The sequence below is a fragment of the Mariniflexile litorale genome (assembly GCF_031128465.2).
In the GTDB taxonomy this organism is placed as follows: Bacteria; Bacteroidota; Bacteroidia; order Flavobacteriales; family Flavobacteriaceae; genus Mariniflexile; species Mariniflexile litorale.
The window spans coordinates 1,978,868-1,998,111 of sequence record NZ_CP155618.1 but is presented as its reverse complement, the minus strand read 5'-3'; the positions used below and the strand labels follow the sequence as shown (position 1 = coordinate 1,998,111).

Genomic DNA, 19,244 nt, shown 5'->3' with positions numbered 1-19,244 from the left:
TTTCTATTTCAAATTAAAACTTAATCTACCAAATACATAACGTCCGTTGTTCCCAAATTGAGATACCCGTCTTGAATATACAAATTGATTACTTGAAGTTAAATAACCAGGTAATTCATCTGGATACACATCTAGTAAGTTATTAGCTCCAACCGTTAATCTTAAGGCATCGCTAAAGTTATATCCTATGGTCAAGTCTGTTACAACAACAGACCCAATAACTGGATGATTACCAGATCCATCATTTAAAGTTCCTGTATCTTCAACACTTCCAAAAAATGCATTTCTTAAAAAGAAATTCCATTTACCCATGTCTAAGTTATGACTTAAATTGGCTTTCACTCTTGGTACGGCTAATTCTAAATATACTCTAGAACTCTCGTCAAAATACGTTTCTAATAAACCAGCATTCTTTAGTATATCACTACCCTTAGTGGCTCCTACTTTAGTGGTTTTAGAATAAGTGGCAGCTAAATTATTTGTTAATTTACCTTTACCTACATTCGCTTTATGTGCTATAACAACATCTACTCCTTTTGTTTCTGTATCTATGGCATTTGCAAAAAATGCAGCTTGACCAATATCTAGATTATCAAAAACATCACTTAAGGCACTCCCATCATTAGGGTTAGAAAAGTTTCCAGTATAAGTAATTCTATCGTCTATCGCAATATAAAATCCATCCACAGTAAGTGTTAAATTAGCACTAGGTATTTTAGACGTAAACCCTAAACTGGCATTAAAAGAAGTCTCCTCTTTTAGTTTGGGAATACCAAACAATTTGGCGGCTCTAGAATTATTAGTAAATGTACCAACTTCTTGAGAAATACCTTGATCGTTAAATAGCGTGTTTGATTTACTATAAAACTGTTGATGTAAAGAAGGTGCTCTAAACCCAGTGCTTACCGCACCTCTTAAATTTGTATTTTGGCTTAATTTATAACGCATGGCTAACTTACCATTTAAAGTGCTTCCGAAATCGCTAAAATCTTCATAACGAACAGCACCACTCAACAAAAATTCTTCAGAAATATCACCTTCAACATCTACATACAACGCCATACTGTTTCTATTCGCATCAATCACATTTTCTGGGGTGAAACCTTTAAAAACTTGCGCCCCTTCAGAAGGTTGATCACCATAAAAATCAGTAACTTTCAAAGCAGGAGTAGCACTTATTGCTACTCCTGATGCGATTTCTCCATTAATATCATATCTTTCGTAAGATGATTCTTCACCAGCTTCAATAAAAAAGTTTTCAACTCTATATTCGGCTCCAAAAGCTACATTTAATCCAGACATAATATCGTCATAAAATTTAGATACATCTAGATTAACTGTATTTTGTTGAAATCCATTTAAACCTGCTTCAAATTCAGTAGGTGAAGATGCCTGCAAGTAGAAGTTAGTGGTATTAGTAATAATATAAGCAAAAGTGTTTTTTCCCCACGTATGAGATAAATCGACATTCCAATCATTAATTTTTCCGCTAATCCCAAATCCTAAAGATTTATCGATAATATCCGACTCTATATCTGGTAAAAAACCATTAATGTAAGCTAATGTATTTCCTCTACCTGAACCAGTTCCAGGTGCTCTATAAAACCCAGAAGCATCACCATGTCTATAGGACAATCCTCCAAAAGCATAAAACTTAGTTTCATTTTCTTTATCACCAAATGGAATCTCAAGATTCCCCATAAACTGCCCTTGATCTAAACCAGATTGACCAACACTCATATTATAATCATTACGGGTTTGACCTCTAACAGCTAGTTCTTGATCAGTAAAATCTCCTACTCCTTTTAATATCCCTGCTCCTTGCACTCCTGTTGCTACATTATATCCCGATAATTCTTCTATACTATTCGCATTCGCTATTTGTGTTTTTAAGGCGTTATCAAAATAAGGGACTGATTGAGCAAAAGTTTGAATAGCACCTAGGTTAGTTCTTAATTCGGATAAATTGAAACCAGCATTACTAGCCTGCCACTCTATGGCGTTGTATTCATTAAAAATTCGACCACTAAAAGCTTTGGCTCTAGACGTACGGTTACGCGATGTTAAAGATCCTGTTAAGTTTATAAAGCCTCCATTATCGCCTAAAGGAATGCCATAATTTATGTCGATTTGAGTTTTTTCTCCATCTATACCCCCATCATGGTCGTTAGCATTTTTCGAGATATTAGCACCTGTTGTTACTGTGGCTGTTAATTCATTAACATTATTTTTTAATACAATATTAATAACACCAGCAATGGCATCAGATCCATATTGTGCTGCAGCACCATCTCGTAACACCTCAATTCTTTTTATAGATGCAGCTGGAATCGCATTTAAATCGGTGCCTACTGATCCACGCCCTGGAGTTCCATTAACATTTACCAAAGAAGATGTATGCCTTCTTTTACCATTTACCAGCACCAATACTTGATCGGGGCCCAAACCTCTTAATTGTGCAGGATCTATATGATCTGTTCCATCTGATACCGTTTGAGTATTCGATGAAAATGATGGCGCCACATAATTTAATATTTGCGTCACAGATACTTGAGGACCAGCAGTCGTTAATTCGGCCATATCAATAACGTCCACAGGCACAGCTGTATCAACCGATGTTCTACTTGGGTTTCTTGACCCAATTAGCATAACTTCATCCAAAGAAACACCTTCTTGAAGCAAGACTTTAATACTTTTAGATGAAGTTACTATAACTTCTTTAGAATTAAATCCCACCGACGATACGACAACCGTTACTGGAAATGCAGCTACATTGATACTAAATTTTCCATCAAAATCAGAAATAGCACCATTAGTAGTTCCCTTGATAATAATGTTAGCTCCTGGTAAAGGAGCATTGGTTCCTGCTTCTATTATAGTTCCTGTAATGACTCCTTGGGCGGCAATTGCCAAAGGAAAAAACAAACCTAAAATCAAGCAGATTTTAAATAGTGAAAAATTTTTCATATTTGTTTTAATTTAGTGTTTAGTTCCTACAAGATACGCAAAATAAAGGTCTTTCTGACAAAAAACACATGTTTATTATGCGTACATATAAATTTTTATATGAAAAAACACTTGAAAAATGAATTATCACGAATGAAATGCATTCAATCCTCACATTAAACAATAATTTGTTATCAATATTAAAATAAACCTCAGCATACTCGTTCGTTTTTAAGACCTAAATACAGCCTTAAAAAAAATTGTCAAAACATGTCTACTCCACGGTATTTCATTAAATTTGCACTTCAATTTTCAACTATGTATAGAAGTCATAATTGTGGCGAACTAAATGCGTCATATATAAATAAAGAAGTAACACTTGCTGGGTGGGTTCAAAAATCTAGAGATAAAGGCTTTATTGTTTGGGTCGATTTGCGCGATCGTTACGGTATTACACAATTAGTTTTTGATGAAGAACGCACTTCAAAAGACATGCTGGAGCAGGCTCAAAACTTAGGTCGTGAGTTTGTTATACAAGTAAAAGGAACGGTTATTGAACGTGCTTCAAAAAATCCAAATCTTTCAACAGGTGATATAGAAATATTGGTTTCAGAATTAATTATATTAAATGAATCTCTATTACCTCCTTTCACTATTGAAGATAAAACAGATGGCGGCGAAGAATTACGAATGAAATATCGTTACTTAGATATTCGTCGTAACCCTGTAAAAAACAATTTAATTTTTAGACATAAAGTAACACAAGAAGTTAGAAACTACTTATCTAAAGAAGGGTTTATTGAAGTTGAAACGCCTTATTTAATAAAATCGACTCCTGAGGGTGCACGCGATTTCGTAGTACCTTCTCGCATGAATGCGGGCCAGTTTTATGCGCTTCCGCAATCACCTCAAACTTTTAAGCAATTGCTTATGGTTGGTGGTATGGATAAATATTTCCAAATCGTTAAATGTTTTAGAGATGAAGATTTACGTGCTGATAGACAACCAGAATTCACACAAATAGATTGTGAAATGGCCTTTATTGATCAAGAAGATATTTTAAATGCGTTTGAAGGTTTAACAAGACATTTACTAAAGGAAGTAAACGGTGTTGATGTTGAAAAATTCCCAAGAATGTTATACGACGACGCCATGCGTTTGTACGGAAACGACAAACCAGACATTCGTTTTGGAATGGAATTTGGTGAATTAAACGAGGTTTCTCAACACAAAGATTTTAAAGTATTTAATGATGCTGAATTAGTTGTTGGTATTGCAGTACCAGGAGGAAACACATACACTCGTAAAGAAATAGACCAATTAATTGATTGGGTTAAGCGTCCACAAATTGGTGCTTTAGGAATGATTTACGTGCGTTGTAACGACGATGGCACTTATAAATCGTCCGTAGATAAATTTTATGATGAAATCGACCTAGGAAAATGGGCTGAAGTAACGGGTGCCAAAACAGGCGATTTAATTTGCGTCCTTTCTGGAAATAAAAATAAAGTACGTGCTCAATTGAGTGCTTTGCGTATGGAACTAGCCGAACGTTTAGGACTTAGAAACCCTAAGAAATTTGCACCACTTTGGGTGATGGATTTCCCTCTTTTAGAATGGGATGAAGATACAGGCCGTTACCACGCCATGCACCACCCATTTACATCACCAAAACCGGGTCAATTAGAATTATTAAAAACAAACCCAGGTGAAGTAAAAGCCAATGCTTACGATTTGGTATTGAATGGAAACGAAATTGGTGGAGGTTCTATTCGTATTCACGATAAAGAAACGCAATCCTTAATGTTTGATTATTTAGGGTTTACTCCCGAAGAAGCAAAAGCACAATTTGGCTTTTTAATGGATGCCTTTCAATATGGCGCCCCACCACACGGTGGGTTAGCTTTTGGGTTAGATAGACTTGTTGCTATTCTTGGCGGACAAGAAACTATTCGCGATTTTATCGCCTTCCCAAAAAACAATGCAGGTCGCGATGTTATGATTGATGCCCCAGCACCTATTGATGCTGCTCAATTAACGGAGTTAAGCCTAAAACTTAATCTAAAACCATAAAAAAATCCTGCTTTTTGCAGGATTTTTTGCAGCTTTAATTATGCCCAAACAAACCATATTAAAACAAATTCTCATCTGGAGAGCAAAACATATCTCTCACAAACAATTTGTATATATTCTTAGTATAATAATTGGTTTTACATCGGGAGTTGGAGCTGTTGTATTAAAAAACTTAACACACTTCATTCAACACTTATTAGAAGGAAATCTAATTAAATACTATCACCATGCATTTTATTTTTTATTTCCAATTATAGGGCTCACGCTAGTCTATTTAACCATTAAATATGTTATTAGAAATAAAGTAAGTCATGGCATTCCCTCTACGCTTTATGCCATTTCAAAGCGAAAAGGAATCATGAAACGGTATCAAATGTTTGGTTCAATTTTAACAGCGCCTCTTACCGTTGGTTTTGGAGGTTCAGTAGGACTGGAAGGACCAACAGTAGCAACTGGAGCCGCCATAGGCTCTAACATTGCGAGAATGTTCCACTTAAATCAAACTTCCCGAACACTTTTAATTGGCTGTGCTGCAGCAGGTGCTATGTCTGCCATATTTAAAGCACCAATTGCGGCAATCATTTTTGCTATTGAAGTATTTAGTTTGGACCTGACTATTGCATCTATGCTACCGCTTTTATTAGCATCACTTTCCGCTATTTTAACCTCTTATTTTTTCTTTGGGGACGACGTTTTATTACCATTTAAAATTGAAGATAAATTTATTATTTCTGATGTGCCTTTCTATATTATTTTAGGCGTTTTTGCGGCAATAATCTCTCTTTATTTTACTCAGGTATATGATAAGATTCATACGTTTTTTGACAAAATTAATTCTCCTATAAAACGTTTAATTATTGGCGGAATCGGTTTAGGTTTTCTAATTTACTTTATTCCACCACTTTACGGTGAAGGTTTTGATGTTATTAATAATCTCCTTGTTGGTAATGCTGAAAAGGCATTGGAAAATAATTTAATGCAAATGGATCTTACCAATATTTGGATTGTTATATTACTACTATTTGGATTGGTTATTTTCAAAATCATTGCCAGTTCTTTAACATTTGGAGCTGGTGGTGTGGGCGGTATTTTTGCACCTACATTATTTATGGGTAGTATTATGGGTAATTGTTTTGCTAAAACAATTAACAATTGTGGTTTATTTAATACACCCGTTTCTGAAAGCAACTTTACCCTTGTAGGCATGGCGGGTTTATTAGCAGGCGTTTTGCATGCTCCGTTAACAGCTATTTTCTTAATTGCCGAACTTACGGGTGGTTACGAGTTATTTATTCCGCTAATGTTAACAGCTACCATCGCATTTGGTATCACTAAATATTTTAACCCGCATTCTGTATATAATATGCAATTAGGCAGAAAAGGTGAGCTCATAACGCACGACAAAGATCATGCTGTATTAACATTAATGGATATAGATAAAGTTATCGAAACCAATTTTATCTCCATTTCACCAAAAATGAATTTAGGTGACATAGTACATCAAGCCATTGTAAAATCGAATCGAAATATCTTTCCAGTGGTTAGTGAAAAAAATCGAAAGTTACTTGGTGTTATTTTGCTAGATGATTTGCGTCCCATTATGTTCGACCAAACGTTATACAAGGATGTGACGGCAACCGATATTATGCAACCGGCACCCGAAATAATAGAACTAGAAAAAGATAAAATGACCGATATTATGCAAAAATTTCAAGATAGTAGTGCTTGGAATTTACCGGTTATAAAAGATGGTATGTATTTTGGATTTATATCAAAATCAAAACTGCTCACAGCTTATAGACGACAGTTAATTAATCACACTAAAGAGAATTAATCTGAATACTATATATAAATGAAGTACCTTATTATTTTATTATTTTTAGCCGCATTTGGAAGTATCTTTGCTGGTTTTTTTTTAGAATCGGAATACTCTCAAAAGTTGATTGGATTTGGAGTAAGCGGTCTTTTTTTAATTGTGTTCCCTTTATTTTCCTATTACCGCTGGAAAGATAAAAATGTACAAGATTACATGCTTACCAAGGAAAATTTAGATAAAATGCGTGAACGCGAGAAGAATAAAAGTTAACCATGTTCAATCACAGTAATCCGTATTCAAAAATTAAACGCTATAAACTTTAATAAAAAATCAGTTCAAATTACGTCTTTCAATAAAAAAACGCTTCAAAAGTTCTGAAGCTTCAACTTCCATAACTCCACCCTTTATAACAGTTTTTGGATGCAACTTGGTGTTCAAATTAATACAACCACGTTCCAAGTCTCTGGCACCATATACAATATTAGAAATCTGACTCCAATACAAAGCCCCCGCACACATTTGGCATGGTTCTAAGGTTACATACAGCGTGCAATTTTTTAAATATTTGCCCCCTAAAAAATTTGACGCAGCAGTAATGGCTTGCATTTCAGCATGTGCTGTTACATCTGTTAAGGTTTCTGTTAAATTATGTCCACGCGCAATAACCCGGTTATCAATAACAACTACAGCACCCACAGGTATTTCGCCCTTCTCAAAAGCCATTTCAGCTTCTTGAAGTGCTTTCTTCATAAAATAAGTGTCATCGAAAGGTTCTATCATAAGAAATAAATTAACTATCAAAAAATCAAAAATACAATTTCAAAATGAAAATTGCTTTCGTATCGTTTTCAAATACTACATTTGTAAGCTAATGTCTGGTTTTTTAAAACATATTAATAATCCAAAAGAACTTCGTCTTTTAAACCAGAAAGACCTACCACAACTTGCCGAAGAATTACGAGAGTTCATCATCAATATTGTAGCTACCAAAGAAGGCCATTTAGGAGCCAGTTTGGGCGTGGTTGAATTAACCATTGCACTACATTATGTATTTAACACTCCCGAAGACCAACTCATTTGGGATGTTGGCCACCAGGCCTACGGACATAAAATTTTAACAGGCAGAAAAGATTTGTTTCATACCAACCGACAAATAGGCGGTATAAGTGGTTTCCCAAAACGTGATGAAAGTATTTATGACGCCTTTGGAGTTGGACATGCCTCTACTTCTATTTCTGCGGCATTGGGTATGGCGATTGCTTCCCAATTAAAAGGCGATTTAGAAAAACAACATATTGCAGTAATTGGCGACGCCAGTATTGCAGGTGGTCTGGCTTTTGAAGGTTTAAATCATGCCGGAGTTACCAATGCCAATTTGTTAGTCATTTTAAATGATAACGCCATAGGCATCGACCCAAGTGTGGGTGCTTTAAAACAATATTTAACGAATGTTAAAAAAGGTATCCATAGAAAAAACAACATTATAAAAGCTTTAAATATTGATTATTCTGGACCTATTGACGGTCATGATATCATCAAAGTTATTTCAGAATTAAAACGCTTAAAGTCCGTAAAAGGCCCTAAATTTTTACATGTCATTACCACCAAAGGAAAAGGTTTAAGACAAGCCGAAGAAGATCAAGTTACATACCACGCCCCAGGGAAATTTGATGCATCTACCGGTAATATTATTTCTAAAATACCTTCGGAATTCACAAAATACCAAGATATTTTTGGTTACACCATTGTAGAACTTGCCAAACAAAACAAATACATTGTGGGTATTACGCCAGCAATGCCAACAGGTAGTTCGCTTAAATACATGATGGATGAAATGCCAGACAGGGCGTTTGATGTGGGTATTGCGGAACAACATGCCGTAACACTTGCTGCAGGTATGGCAACCCAAGGTTTAATTCCTTTTTGCAATATTTACTCCACGTTTTTACAACGTGCTTACGACCAAATAATACACGATGTGGCTTTACAAAAACTACCCGTTATTTTTTGTTTAGACCGTGCTGGTTTGGTTGGTGAAGATGGCGCGACGCATCATGGCGTTTTTGATATATCCTTTTTAAGATGCATCCCCAATCTTATCATATTTGCACCCAGAAACGAGGTGGAGTTACGCAATATCATGTATACTGCGCAATTGGGGTTAAAACAACCCATTGCCATTCGTTACCCACGAGGTACTGGTGTAACGGTTAATTGGAAACAACCTTTTGAAAAAATAGACATTGGTAAAGGTATTCAACTTAAAGATGGTAATAACCTCGCTATTTTAAGCATAGGGACTATTGCCAAAAATGTTTCTGAAGCTATTTTAAATTTAGAAGTATCACATTATGATATGCGTTTTGTTAAACCTTTAGATGAAACATTACTACACGCTATATTTAAAGAATACAAAACCATTATTACCGTTGAAGACAACAGTATTAAAGGTGGTTTTGGGTCTGTTATTTTAGAGTTTGCGGTTATTAACAACTATAAAAATACTATTAATATTTTAGGAATCCCTGATACTTTTATAGAACATGGCAGTGTTACTGAATTGCAAAAAAGCATTGGATTAGACCCTGAAAGTTTGACAAAATACTTTCGTTTATTCTTCTAGTGTCAAATACTTATAATGCGAGCGTAATTGTAAAACGAACTTTTCGAGATTTTTTGGAATATTTTAAAACTTATGCATTTTTAAAAGGTACTATTACTATAAAAAAATGACAAACATTATATAATGCTTGCCACTTTCTCTTATTTAGTTTAGGTTTAGTTAGTTTTTGGTTGTGCTGCTTGCGCTTGTAAGATTTGTTTTTGTCTTAACAATTCGTTTTTTGTTAACTGAATTAAATTAAAGTTTGGAGATACTTTTAAGGTAGCATCTAAAATATCTACAGCCTTATCAATATTTGCTTTTTTGTCTTTGTTATAAATAGATATCGCATTTAAGTACATAAAAGCTGATTTTAAGGGTACTTCATATGGGGTTTGTGATTCGTAAAATGCTTTTTTCATATCATCTTTAGCGTTTGCTAACCCATAAGTAATGTGTTTGTCGGCTTCGGCAAACTTTTGTGTTTGCATATTGAGTTCGGCTAATTCGTAAGCAACCAAAGCAGTTGGATTTCGTTTAAACATTTCTTCAAATTGTCCTATAGCTAATTCTGCTTGTTTCACTGCTTTTAATGATACGGCTTTCACCTCTATAGCAATATCCGAATCGTCCACTAATCTATCATAGCCTATTGTGTTTAAAGCTTGTATATATTTATCTTCGGTCATATAGATATAAGCTAAAGTATCCATTCTTGCATGAGAAGGGGACAGCACATTCAAGTGCGTCATAGCATTGATAATACCTTGCATGTCTCCTTGCTGTTTCATTTGCTTATAATAAGCTTCGTAATGCTTCAATAAATCGGAGTTACTTTGTGCACTCACAGTAAAACTACTTACTAATAATCCTAATACAAATAATCTTTTCATTGTTAATGATGTTTTAAAACGCTAAAACTATAAAAAATTAACATTTAAACACTTAAAAGCACACTAATTATTTTAGTCATTTATTAAAAATAAATTATTCTTAAGATTTAATACCAGCTGAAAAACACATTATTAGGAAAGTTTAAAAAAAATAAGTACATTAGGTTTATTAAAAAAATATAAAAATTATGGGAATCAAAAGTTTTTTAGCCTCTAGAAAAAATCAGCAAAAAGCCTGTACAGATCTGCCAATTAAGGTTAGTGACTATATGTCTAGAAACTTAATAACCTTTAAATCTGAAGAACTCATAGAAAAAGTTATTGATTCCTTAATTAAAAACAGAATTTCTGGTGGCCCAGTTGTAAACGATGCACATGAATTAGTGGGGATTATATCTGAAGGAGATTGTATTAAACAAATTAGTGAAAGTAGATACCACAATTTGCCTATGGAAAATAATACCGTTGAAAAATGTATGGTGAAAAATGTTGAAACCATTGATGGAAACATGAATATTTTTGATGCGGCAAATAAGTTTCTAGAGTCAAAACGAAGACGTTTCCCAATTGTTGAAAATGGAAAATTAGTGGGTCAAATTAGCCAGAAGGATATATTAAAGGCAGCTCTTGCTTTAAAAGGTCATACTTGGTAATAGTTAACTTTCTCTTTTTACCAATGCATAATAATCGTTTTCAATAGGTAAATATCCTTGATCGTACACAAAGTAATAGATTGTTCCTGCTTTTGTGGTATAAATACTTGTAAAATAATTAAAATCGAAACCAGCTTCAATAAGTTTCGCTCTAGATGTTTTTGTTTTTTGCTCAGGGTTAAGTGTTTCTAGAATTCTGTAATTTTTACGAAGCCTATTATTGGTATTCCTGATTAAATTTTTACTGTCCTTATTTACATTGTTGTTATAAGCATTTCTGCATGCATCACTACAGAATTTTTTATCAATCCTTCCAACAATCTTTTCACCACACTCTAAACATTCTTTAGACATATATATTTGGTTTATAAGCGGCATCTATATACACAATGTACCACAAGATAAATTTAATAATAAATCATGAAAAAACCAGATCTAGAACAATTAGATGAAGAAATAAGTGAAGCTGTATATATTTTAATGCGTTATAGATTTAAAACTTTTGAATCTTGTCAAAGAGACTGAAAGGCATTGTTTTATCCAACCTACAATAAGATTTTGGTGATGAGTTCAATTTAATAAGAGCCTAGGAGTATTGTTTATTTTGAACTGACCCAGCAGGAAGTTAAAGGAGAAGATTTTTATTTTAAAGAAATCAATATTACTCCTGTTGAATTTAAAGAAACTAATCTAAGTTCTAAAGGATTCATCCTACAAGTTTATGACTTGATCCCCCTTGATCCTCCTTTATTTACTTTGAGGCACACCTACTAAAATTAAAAAAAAAGCCGAATCTTTCGATTCGGCTTTTCCTTTACAGTGCGGGCGGGGAGACTCGAACTCCCACACCTCGCGGCACCAGATCCTAAGTCTGGCGTGTCTACCAATTCCACCACGCCCGCTAAAGGAGTGCAAATATAAACAAGATTTTTAAATTGCAAACTTATAAGGGTGAAAAACATTCTTTTTTTATATTTTTAAATAATAATTATTGCATCAAATAATTACCCACTTAGAAATCTTTATCGTAATGAATAAAAAAATAAATTTACTGATACTTATTTTCTTTATAAGCCATACAGTTTTTTCGCAGTCTAAAGAAGAACCAATTACTTTAACCACCAAAACCGGAGATATACAAGGATCACTATACATCGCAGATTCTACTCAAGTAACACCTGTTGTTTTAATAATTGCTGGGTCTGGCCCAACAGACAGAAACGGAAACAACCCGATGATGGTAAATAATTCTTTAAAATTATTAGCAGAAGGATTATCTAAAAAAGGAATTGCCTCTATAAGATTTGATAAACGAGGTATTGCTGAAAGTAAAAATGCAGTTGTAAAAGAAGCTGATTTACGATTTGAAAATTACATAAACGATGTAAAAGAATGGTGTAATTTCATTAAGAAAGACTCTAGATTTAGCAACTTAATAATTGTTGGTCATAGCGAAGGTTCTTTAATAGGCATGATAGCATCTCAGGATGAAAAAGTTAACAAATTTATTTCTTTAGCTGGGGCAGGATTTCCTGCTGGTGAGATTTTAAAACAACAACTAGAGGAACAACCGCCTTTGGTTTTAGAAATGTCTTTACCAATTATTGAAAAACTAGAAAAAGGAGAAATCGTAAACAACCCACCACAAATGCTTTCGGCTTTATTTCGCCCCAGCGTTCAACCTTATTTAATTTCGTGGTTTAAGTATAACCCTCAATTAGAAATTTCAAAATTAAATATTCCTATTTTAATTATTCAAGGAACTACCGATATTCAAGTAAGTATTCAAGATGCTGAAATGCTATCTGAATCCAGTAAAAACGCAAAAAAAGTAATTATCAAAAACATGAATCATGTTCTTAAGGAAGCTGATGTAGACAGAACAAAGAATATTCAAACGTATAGCAACCCCAAATTACCATTAATAGAAGGTTTAATAACTTCAATAGTAAAATTCATTAACCAAGACTAAGTATCTATCTTAAACAAAACTTTTCTTTTTTGTACTTTTGAAGTAATTATAAAATCATTTCATGAACAACATCCAATCTTATATCAAAGAACATAAAACCCGATTTATAAACGAACTTATCGAATTGCTTAAAATGCCATCTATAAGTGCTGATTCAGCATACAAAAACGATGTTTTAAAAACAGCCGATGCGGTTAAAATAAGTTTAGAAAAAGCAGGTTGTGATAGTGTCGAAATTTGTAAAACAAACGGTTATCCTATTGTTTATGGCGAAAAAATAATTGACAAAAACCTACCGACCATTTTAGTTTACGGGCATTATGATGTACAACCACCAGACCCCTTAAATTTATGGAACTCACCTCCCTTTGAACCAGTTATAAAAAAAACAGATACACATCCCGAAGGCGCCATTTTTGCTCGCGGTGCTTGCGATGATAAAGGACAAATGTACATGCACGTAAAGGCTATGGAATTCATGACATCTACAAACCAACTTCCTTGCAATGTAAAGTTTATGATTGAAGGAGAGGAAGAAGTTGGCAGCTCCAATCTTGCCATTTTTGTCAAAAACAATCAAGAAAAACTTAAAAACGATGTAATTCTTATTTCCGATACTGGTATGATTGCCAACGATGTGCCATCCATAACCACCGGATTACGAGGATTAAGTTATGTTGAAGTTGAAGTTACGGGTCCTAACCGCGATTTACACTCCGGATTGTATGGTGGCGCAGTAGCAAACCCCATTAATATATTAGCTAAAATGATTGCTTCACTTCACGATGAAAACAACCACATTACCATTCCTGGTTTTTACGATAAGGTGGAAGAACTTTCTGCAAAAGAGCGTGCAGAAATGGCAAAAGCGCCTTTCAGTTTAGAAAACTATAAAAAAGCCCTAAATATAGAAGCTGTTTACGGAGAAACAGATTACACCACCAACGAACGCAATTCCATTCGACCAACGCTAGATGTAAACGGTATTTGGGGTGGTTACACAGGCGAAGGCGCAAAAACCGTTATAGCCAGTAAAGCTTATGCTAAAATTTCTATGCGTTTGGTTCCGCATCAAGATTGGGAAGAAATCACTCAGTTATTTAAAATCCATTTTGAAAGTATTGCGCCAAAAGGCGTTACCCTAAAAGTGACACCGCACCATGGCGGACAAGGTTACGTAACTCCTATTGATAGTATTGGCTACCAAGCAGCTAGCAAAGCCTATCAAAACACCTTTGGAAAAACCCCAATACCTCAGCGTAGTGGCGGTAGCATCCCCATTGTATCTCTATTCGAACAAGAACTAAAAAGTAAAACCATTTTAATGGGTTTCGGACTAGATAGCGACGCCATCCACTCACCAAACGAGCATTTTGGTGTTTTTAACTATTTAAAAGGCATCGAAACTATTCCAATGTTCTATAAATATTTCACCGAACTTTCTAAATAATTTGGGTGTTCCCACCTTTTACTTTTTAATAGTAAAAGGTAGTCGCGCTTTTCGTTTCAATCTTTTGCAAAAAAATCAAAAGGATTTTCACTGCAATCGCTAACACATAGCTATCAGCCCAATGAAAAACCAACACAACAACCACTTACTTCAACTTACATTAGCAACATTATTTATAAGTACTTCCGGAGCCTTAGGAAAATATATCGATTTACCTACTCCAGTTATCATTTGGTGGCGAAGTATTTTAGGTGGCTTGTTCCTATTTATCTTTTGTAAATATAAAAAATACGACTTCAAAATAAATTCAAGAAAAGACGCCATTGCCATTATTGTTAGTGGTCTATTATTTGGTGGACATTGGCTCACCTATTTTTACGCCTTAAAACTATCAAACGTTGCCATTGGAATGCTGTCATTATTTACGTTTCCTATATTAACTACCTTTTTAGAACCCTTCTTCATGAAAACAAAATTCGACCCTATTTACATTCTATTAGGGATTATGGTTTTGTTTGGCATTTACTTATTAGCACCAGAATTTAACTTAGAAAGTTCAGATGTAAAAGGTATATTATTTGGCTTGTTATCTGCTCTCTTTTTTGCACTACGCAATATCATGTCTAAAAAACTTATTAGCAATTATAATGGCACACGCATTATGTTTTACCAAGTAATGGTGCTTAGCATTGTTTTATTACCAACACTTTTTTACTTTGATACCTCTGGTATAAAAACAGAATTCCCATATGTTATTATGTTAGCATTAGTTACTACCGCAATTGGGCATACTATGTTAGTTAATAGCCTTGAGCATTTTTCAGTAAGTACTGCAAGTATTATAAACAGCACCCAACCTATATTTGGAATCATCATTGCTTTTCTTTTTTTAAATGAAATACCTACACTAAATACTTATATAGGGGGTTCGTTAATATTGGCAACTGTAATTATTGAAAGTATACGGTCTAAGAATAAGTAAATAATATCCATTCATTTTTACAAAAAACAACTCTACACTTGTAGAACACAAATACTTGTTCTATATTTGTAGAACGTAATCTAATTTTGTAGAGTAATGCAATTATCAAAAACCGAAGAAGACTTAATGAATCATTTATGGAAACTTGAAAAAGGATTCATGAAAGACTTACTAGAAGCTTGTCCTGAACCAAAACCAGCAACAACAACAGTAGCTACCCTTTTAAAGCGCATGACCGACAAAGGGTTTATTAGTTATACACTATATGGGAATTCTAGAGAATATTATCCTCTAGTTAAAAAGAAAGATTATTTCTCTAAGCATGTAAACGGGCTTATAAAAAACTTTTTTAACGATAGTGCTTCACAATTTGCTTCGTTTTTCACTAAGGAAACCAATTTAACCAAAGAAGAATTGGAAGACTTAAAAAAACTAATAGATAGCGAAATTAAAAATAAATAATCATGCTAGTTATACTTTTAAAATCTAGTGCCTGCTTAGCTTTTTTTATGTTGTTTTATAAACTTTGTTTAGAAAAAACAAGTGTACATACTGTTAAGCGGATCTATATTAGTTGGTGTTTTTTTGTCAAATTTTGTAACAAATCACCTGTTTTAACGTTCTAATAGACAATCATCAATCAAAATCAATCATTATGTTAAAGCAATTCTTCATTATTTGCTCGGGCTCGGACACCGATATTTTAGAACAATGTTCTAAAGGCGAACAAAATAAATACGCAGGTATTGGTGCTACCGTATTTTTCACAGCATTAATGGCTTTTATAGCGGCTAGTTTTGCGCTTTACACTGTTTTCGATAACTTATATGCTTCCATATTTTTCGGATTAATTTGGGGACTTCTCATTTTTAATTTGGATCGCTATATCGTGTCAACCATTAAAAAAACTGGCAATGTTATAGACGAATTAATTCAAGCATCTCCAAGAATTATATTAGCTGTTATTATTGCCATTGTAATTTCAAAACCATTAGAACTTAAAATTTTCGAAAAAGAGATTAATCAGATATTATTAGAACAAAAAAACGAATTAACACTCGCAAACAAGAATCAAATAGCAGAACAATTCAACCCAAGCATTGAAAACTTAAATAAAGACATAACCACTTTACAACAACAAATAGCAGCCAAAGAAACTGAAGTTAATATACTATACAATACTTACATAGCTGAAGCCGAAGGAACTGCTGGCACAAAACTATTAGGCAAAGGTCCTGTTTACAAAGAAAAACGTGATAAACATGATGCGCTATTAGCCGAATTACAACAACTTAAAGAATTAAACACTAGTAAAATTGAAGCTACAGAACTTCAAATACAAACGCTACAAAACGATTATAAAAAACAAGTAACAAATACGCAACCCATCATTAATAATTTTGATGGTTTAATGGCTCGCGTAAACGCCTTAGGCGAATTGCCTTGGGTACCTTCGTTATTTATATTTTTGTTGTTTTTAGCTATTGAAACGTCTCCTATATTAGCCAAATTACTTTCGCCAAAAGGAGCTTACGATTATAGATTGGAGGATGAAGAAACTGCTGTAAAAACAAACGTGCTTCAAAATAAAAACCAAAGAGAGGCCATGTTAAAAGCAGATTTTGCCATTAACGACCGTATTTATACCGATTTAGAAAACGAAGACGTTTACACCTACAAGCGTACAAAAGCGAGGGAGCTAATGCAGCTTCAGGCAGATGCCTTTTATAAACAACAAAAAAATATACTATAGCCTCCCATTTTAAGTGAGTATGACTATTTTCAATGGATATCTGAAGCAATGCTTCTAAATATTATTTTTAATTACGCAGCCATTTCAGTTTTAAAATGGTTGTATAAATCTTCACAACCTAAACCAATAATTGATAAATTTTTATTTTTTGAGATAGCTTCTTTATGAAGTTCAGCTAAGGCACTAACGCCAAAACGATCCATAATATCAACATCTTCGATGCTTATGGTTATTGACTGTACTTTTTCAAAAATGTTTTTAAATTCACTTTTAAATAACCCTAAATTATTTTTATTTAGAGCTCCTTTAATTTTAAAAAAATTGTTGCAGTTTGAAATTTTTAAATCCATAATAAGTTATTTTAAATAATGGTTAAACAATAAATTTGGGCTATTAATTGATTTATTCTTAGGTAAATATATAGGCCGAAAGTTTATTAACATTATTTTTTCGACAAATCGATTTGAACTTTAGATAAACAAAAATTATATGTCAAATTAACCGATGAGTAACACATTTTAAAACTAAGTTTTCATTATTTTTACCTTCACTTTTAAAAAAGAATGTTTTAAAACACAACCATTTATTATGAATAAATTATTTCTTTTACTTTTTATTTTATGCACATTTAATTCCTTTTCACAAACTACAGAAGAAAAAGATAAAGATGCTATTATGTCCGTTTTAAAAGCCCAAAGAATAGCATGGTCTAAAAATAATATTGAGAAATTTATGGAGGGGTATTGGAAAAGTGATTCACTTAAATTTTATGGCGTACATGGTATAACTTCTGGTTGGGAAAACACATTAGAGCGTTATGAAAAAAGTTATCCCACTGAAGCTCATACGGGTAAATTAAGCTACAAAATAAACGACATTACAAAAATAAGTAACGAAGCCTACTATGTTTTAGGTGAATATCATATAAAACGTGAAGTTGGAAATGCCGATGGAATTTTTATGCTTATTTTTAAACGAATTGATGGTGAGTGGAAAATTATTGCTGATACTTCTTGTTAATAAGTTGTTTTAGGTTTTCTTAACGTATTTGGTAATAATTACAATTTGTTGCCCATCTACTTTACCTTCAATGTATTCTGCATTTTCATGGTCTAACCGAATATTTCGAACAGCAGTTCCTTGTTTCGCCACAATACTAGACCCTTTTACTTTTAAATCTTTAATTAAGACTACCGAATCTCCAGCTTCTAAAATAACGCCATTTACATCACGATGAATTATTTTATTAGCCTCGTCTTCATGCTCTCCAGTAGCTCTTGCTAAAGTCATAGCTTCATCATCCAAATACATCATATCTAACAAGTCTTTTGGCCAACCTTCATTACGTAACCTTTGAAGCATTCTCCAAGCCATGATTTGAACAGCAACAAACTCACTCCACATACTGTCATTTAAGCAACGCCAATGGTTGGTATCCATATCGGTACTTTCTTCAATTTGACTTAAACACGTGCTACAAACCAATAAACTATTATCTACATTTTCATTTAATGAAGGCGGAATGGTGTATTGTTTTAATTCACTATTTGAAGTACATAACTCACAGGTATTGTTACTTCGCTCTTGTAATGTTTGTAGTACGCTCATGATTTATTATTTAACGTTGCAATAATACGTTTAAATAAAAGTTTCCGCAAGATATAACAGTTATTATAAACCAAAAAAATGATACATTATTACTACTTAACTTTTTATATAAATTATAATGTGTCTCTTAATTTCTTGGGCATGCCTTTAACAACCATATCATAAGAATGGTCTATGAGTTCTAGTAAAAATTTAGGCTGTAAAACGCCATCTTGAATATAAACGGTATTCCAATGTTTTTTGCTCATGTGGTAACCAGGTTTGATGCTACTGTATTCTGCACGCAACTCTTCAGCATAGTCAGGATCACATTTAAGATTAATGGCTTTTTCTCCAGATTCCCATTTTTTCAATCCGATTAAGGCAAACATTTTCCCTAATACTTTAAAAACAAGTGTGTCTTCGTCAAAAGGGAAATCTTCAGTAACACCTTTCTTTTTTAAACAATATTCATAAAGTTGTTCTATGTTCATAATCCCATTCTAAGCTTCCCAAA

General features: G+C 33.5%; 18 protein-coding genes and 1 tRNA gene. 11 read left to right on the top strand and 8 right to left on the bottom strand.

Annotation, left to right across the window (positions count from 1 at the left end):
- Positions 1-3 precede the first annotated feature (3 nt).
- The gene (locus QLS71_RS08410) at positions 4-2,967 is read right to left on the bottom strand and encodes a TonB-dependent receptor (protein ID WP_308993172.1); all 2,964 of its coding nucleotides are present in this window, start codon (positions 2,965-2,967) and stop codon (positions 4-6) included.
- A 297-nt stretch (positions 2,968-3,264) separates the two neighbouring features.
- On the opposite strand from QLS71_RS08410, the gene aspS reads away from it, so the two are divergent.
- The 3 genes from aspS to QLS71_RS08395 are packed head-to-tail and all read left to right on the top strand — an operon-like array spanning position 3,265 to position 7,105.
- The gene (aspS, locus tag QLS71_RS08405) at positions 3,265-5,019 is read left to right on the top strand and encodes an aspartate--tRNA ligase (RefSeq protein ID WP_308993237.1); all 1,755 of its coding nucleotides are present in this window, start codon (positions 3,265-3,267) and stop codon (positions 5,017-5,019) included.
- A gap of 40 nt (positions 5,020-5,059) precedes the next feature.
- Positions 5,060-6,853, top strand: a complete 1,794-nt coding sequence (locus QLS71_RS08400; RefSeq protein WP_308993173.1) for a chloride channel protein — start codon at positions 5,060-5,062, stop codon at positions 6,851-6,853.
- Positions 6,854-6,871: 18 nt separating this feature from the next.
- Positions 6,872-7,105 carry a hypothetical protein gene (locus QLS71_RS08395; RefSeq protein ID WP_308993174.1) on the top strand — a complete coding sequence of 78 codons (234 nt, stop codon included), beginning with the start codon at positions 6,872-6,874 and terminating at the stop codon, positions 7,103-7,105.
- Positions 7,106-7,165: 60 nt separating this feature from the next.
- Here the strand turns inward: QLS71_RS08395 and QLS71_RS08390 are convergent, their stop codons facing one another.
- A complete protein-coding gene (locus QLS71_RS08390; protein ID WP_308993175.1) occupies positions 7,166-7,615 on the bottom strand; it encodes a nucleoside deaminase in 450 nt (149 codons plus the stop codon).
- Between the two features lie 91 nt (positions 7,616-7,706).
- On the opposite strand from QLS71_RS08390, the gene dxs reads away from it, so the two are divergent.
- Positions 7,707-9,458 (top strand): 1-deoxy-D-xylulose-5-phosphate synthase, encoded by a 1,752-nt coding sequence (gene dxs, locus QLS71_RS08385; protein WP_308993176.1) that lies wholly within the window; start codon positions 7,707-7,709, stop codon positions 9,456-9,458.
- A gap of 155 nt (positions 9,459-9,613) precedes the next feature.
- Here dxs and QLS71_RS08380 read toward each other — a convergent pair whose 3' ends face one another.
- The gene (locus QLS71_RS08380) at positions 9,614-10,330 is read right to left on the bottom strand and encodes a hypothetical protein (RefSeq protein ID WP_308993177.1); all 717 of its coding nucleotides are present in this window, start codon (positions 10,328-10,330) and stop codon (positions 9,614-9,616) included.
- 188 nt (positions 10,331-10,518) lie between these two features.
- Here QLS71_RS08380 and QLS71_RS08375 point away from each other — a divergent pair, with 188 nt between their 5' ends.
- Entirely contained in the window at positions 10,519-10,983 is a 465-nt protein-coding gene (locus tag QLS71_RS08375; RefSeq protein ID WP_308993178.1) for a CBS domain-containing protein, read from the top strand.
- A 3-nt stretch (positions 10,984-10,986) separates the two neighbouring features.
- Here QLS71_RS08375 and QLS71_RS08370 read toward each other — a convergent pair whose 3' ends face one another.
- On the bottom strand, positions 10,987-11,337 hold the full coding sequence (locus tag QLS71_RS08370) for a hypothetical protein (protein WP_308993179.1): 351 nt from the start codon (positions 11,335-11,337) through the stop codon (positions 10,987-10,989).
- A gap of 466 nt (positions 11,338-11,803) precedes the next feature.
- Positions 11,804-11,885: transfer RNA gene (locus tag QLS71_RS08365), tRNA-Leu, on the bottom strand.
- A gap of 128 nt (positions 11,886-12,013) precedes the next feature.
- On the opposite strand from QLS71_RS08365, the gene QLS71_RS08360 reads away from it, so the two are divergent.
- The 5 genes from QLS71_RS08360 to QLS71_RS08340 all read left to right on the top strand — a co-directional run bounded on the left by QLS71_RS08360 (position 12,014) and on the right by QLS71_RS08340 (position 17,140).
- Positions 12,014-12,955, top strand: coding sequence for an alpha/beta fold hydrolase (locus QLS71_RS08360; RefSeq protein ID WP_308993180.1), 942 nt, complete (start codon positions 12,014-12,016; stop codon positions 12,953-12,955).
- A 61-nt stretch (positions 12,956-13,016) separates the two neighbouring features.
- Complete coding sequence (locus tag QLS71_RS08355; protein WP_308993181.1) at positions 13,017-14,405, top strand: dipeptidase; 1,389 nt, start codon at positions 13,017-13,019, stop codon at positions 14,403-14,405.
- 121 nt (positions 14,406-14,526) lie between these two features.
- Positions 14,527-15,387 (top strand): DMT family transporter, encoded by an 861-nt coding sequence (locus tag QLS71_RS08350; RefSeq protein WP_308993182.1) that lies wholly within the window; start codon positions 14,527-14,529, stop codon positions 15,385-15,387.
- A 96-nt stretch (positions 15,388-15,483) separates the two neighbouring features.
- On the top strand, positions 15,484-15,849 hold the full coding sequence (locus QLS71_RS08345; RefSeq protein ID WP_308993183.1) for a BlaI/MecI/CopY family transcriptional regulator: 366 nt from the start codon (positions 15,484-15,486) through the stop codon (positions 15,847-15,849).
- Between the two features lie 193 nt (positions 15,850-16,042).
- The gene (locus QLS71_RS08340; protein WP_308993184.1) at positions 16,043-17,140 is read left to right on the top strand and encodes a DUF4407 domain-containing protein; all 1,098 of its coding nucleotides are present in this window, start codon (positions 16,043-16,045) and stop codon (positions 17,138-17,140) included.
- Between the two features lie 71 nt (positions 17,141-17,211).
- Here the strand turns inward: QLS71_RS08340 and QLS71_RS08335 are convergent, their stop codons facing one another.
- Positions 17,212-17,490, bottom strand: a complete 279-nt coding sequence (locus QLS71_RS08335; protein ID WP_308993185.1) for an STAS domain-containing protein — start codon at positions 17,488-17,490, stop codon at positions 17,212-17,214.
- Positions 17,491-17,728: 238 nt separating this feature from the next.
- Here QLS71_RS08335 and QLS71_RS08330 point away from each other — a divergent pair, with 238 nt between their 5' ends.
- The gene (locus QLS71_RS08330) at positions 17,729-18,160 is read left to right on the top strand and encodes a nuclear transport factor 2 family protein (protein ID WP_308993186.1); all 432 of its coding nucleotides are present in this window, start codon (positions 17,729-17,731) and stop codon (positions 18,158-18,160) included.
- Positions 18,161-18,169: 9 nt separating this feature from the next.
- Here the strand turns inward: QLS71_RS08330 and QLS71_RS08325 are convergent, their stop codons facing one another.
- Together QLS71_RS08325 and QLS71_RS08320 are read right to left on the bottom strand one after the other, a co-directional pair.
- Positions 18,170-18,748: a PhnA domain-containing protein gene (locus QLS71_RS08325; RefSeq protein ID WP_308993187.1), complete on the bottom strand. Its 579-nt coding sequence runs from the start codon at positions 18,746-18,748 to the stop codon at positions 18,170-18,172.
- A 113-nt stretch (positions 18,749-18,861) separates the two neighbouring features.
- Positions 18,862-19,221, bottom strand: coding sequence for an MmcQ/YjbR family DNA-binding protein (locus QLS71_RS08320; RefSeq protein WP_308993188.1), 360 nt, complete (start codon positions 19,219-19,221; stop codon positions 18,862-18,864).
- Positions 19,222-19,244 lie beyond the last annotated feature (23 nt).

Bases quoted from the DNA above. Each gene is read 5' to 3' on its own strand.
- QLS71_RS08410 (WP_308993172.1), bottom strand. From the start codon at position 2,967: ATGAAAAATTTTTCACTATTTAAAATCTGCTTGATTTTAGGTTTGTTT.
- aspS (WP_308993237.1), top strand. From the start codon at position 3,265: ATGTATAGAAGTCATAATTGTGGCGAACTAAATGCGTCATATATAAAT.
- QLS71_RS08400 (WP_308993173.1), top strand. From the start codon at position 5,060: ATGCCCAAACAAACCATATTAAAACAAATTCTCATCTGGAGAGCAAAA.
- QLS71_RS08395 (WP_308993174.1), top strand. From the start codon at position 6,872: ATGAAGTACCTTATTATTTTATTATTTTTAGCCGCATTTGGAAGTATC.
- QLS71_RS08390 (WP_308993175.1), bottom strand. From the start codon at position 7,615: ATGATAGAACCTTTCGATGACACTTATTTTATGAAGAAAGCACTTCAA.
- dxs (WP_308993176.1), top strand. From the start codon at position 7,707: ATGTCTGGTTTTTTAAAACATATTAATAATCCAAAAGAACTTCGTCTT.
- QLS71_RS08380 (WP_308993177.1), bottom strand. From the start codon at position 10,330: ATGAAAAGATTATTTGTATTAGGATTATTAGTAAGTAGTTTTACTGTG.
- QLS71_RS08375 (WP_308993178.1), top strand. From the start codon at position 10,519: ATGGGAATCAAAAGTTTTTTAGCCTCTAGAAAAAATCAGCAAAAAGCC.
- QLS71_RS08370 (WP_308993179.1), bottom strand. From the start codon at position 11,337: ATGTCTAAAGAATGTTTAGAGTGTGGTGAAAAGATTGTTGGAAGGATT.
- QLS71_RS08360 (WP_308993180.1), top strand. From the start codon at position 12,014: ATGAATAAAAAAATAAATTTACTGATACTTATTTTCTTTATAAGCCAT.
- QLS71_RS08355 (WP_308993181.1), top strand. From the start codon at position 13,017: ATGAACAACATCCAATCTTATATCAAAGAACATAAAACCCGATTTATA.
- QLS71_RS08350 (WP_308993182.1), top strand. From the start codon at position 14,527: ATGAAAAACCAACACAACAACCACTTACTTCAACTTACATTAGCAACA.
- QLS71_RS08345 (WP_308993183.1), top strand. From the start codon at position 15,484: ATGCAATTATCAAAAACCGAAGAAGACTTAATGAATCATTTATGGAAA.
- QLS71_RS08340 (WP_308993184.1), top strand. From the start codon at position 16,043: ATGTTAAAGCAATTCTTCATTATTTGCTCGGGCTCGGACACCGATATT.
- QLS71_RS08335 (WP_308993185.1), bottom strand. From the start codon at position 17,490: ATGGATTTAAAAATTTCAAACTGCAACAATTTTTTTAAAATTAAAGGA.
- QLS71_RS08330 (WP_308993186.1), top strand. From the start codon at position 17,729: ATGAATAAATTATTTCTTTTACTTTTTATTTTATGCACATTTAATTCC.
- QLS71_RS08325 (WP_308993187.1), bottom strand. From the start codon at position 18,748: ATGAGCGTACTACAAACATTACAAGAGCGAAGTAACAATACCTGTGAG.
- QLS71_RS08320 (WP_308993188.1), bottom strand. From the start codon at position 19,221: ATGAACATAGAACAACTTTATGAATATTGTTTAAAAAAGAAAGGTGTT.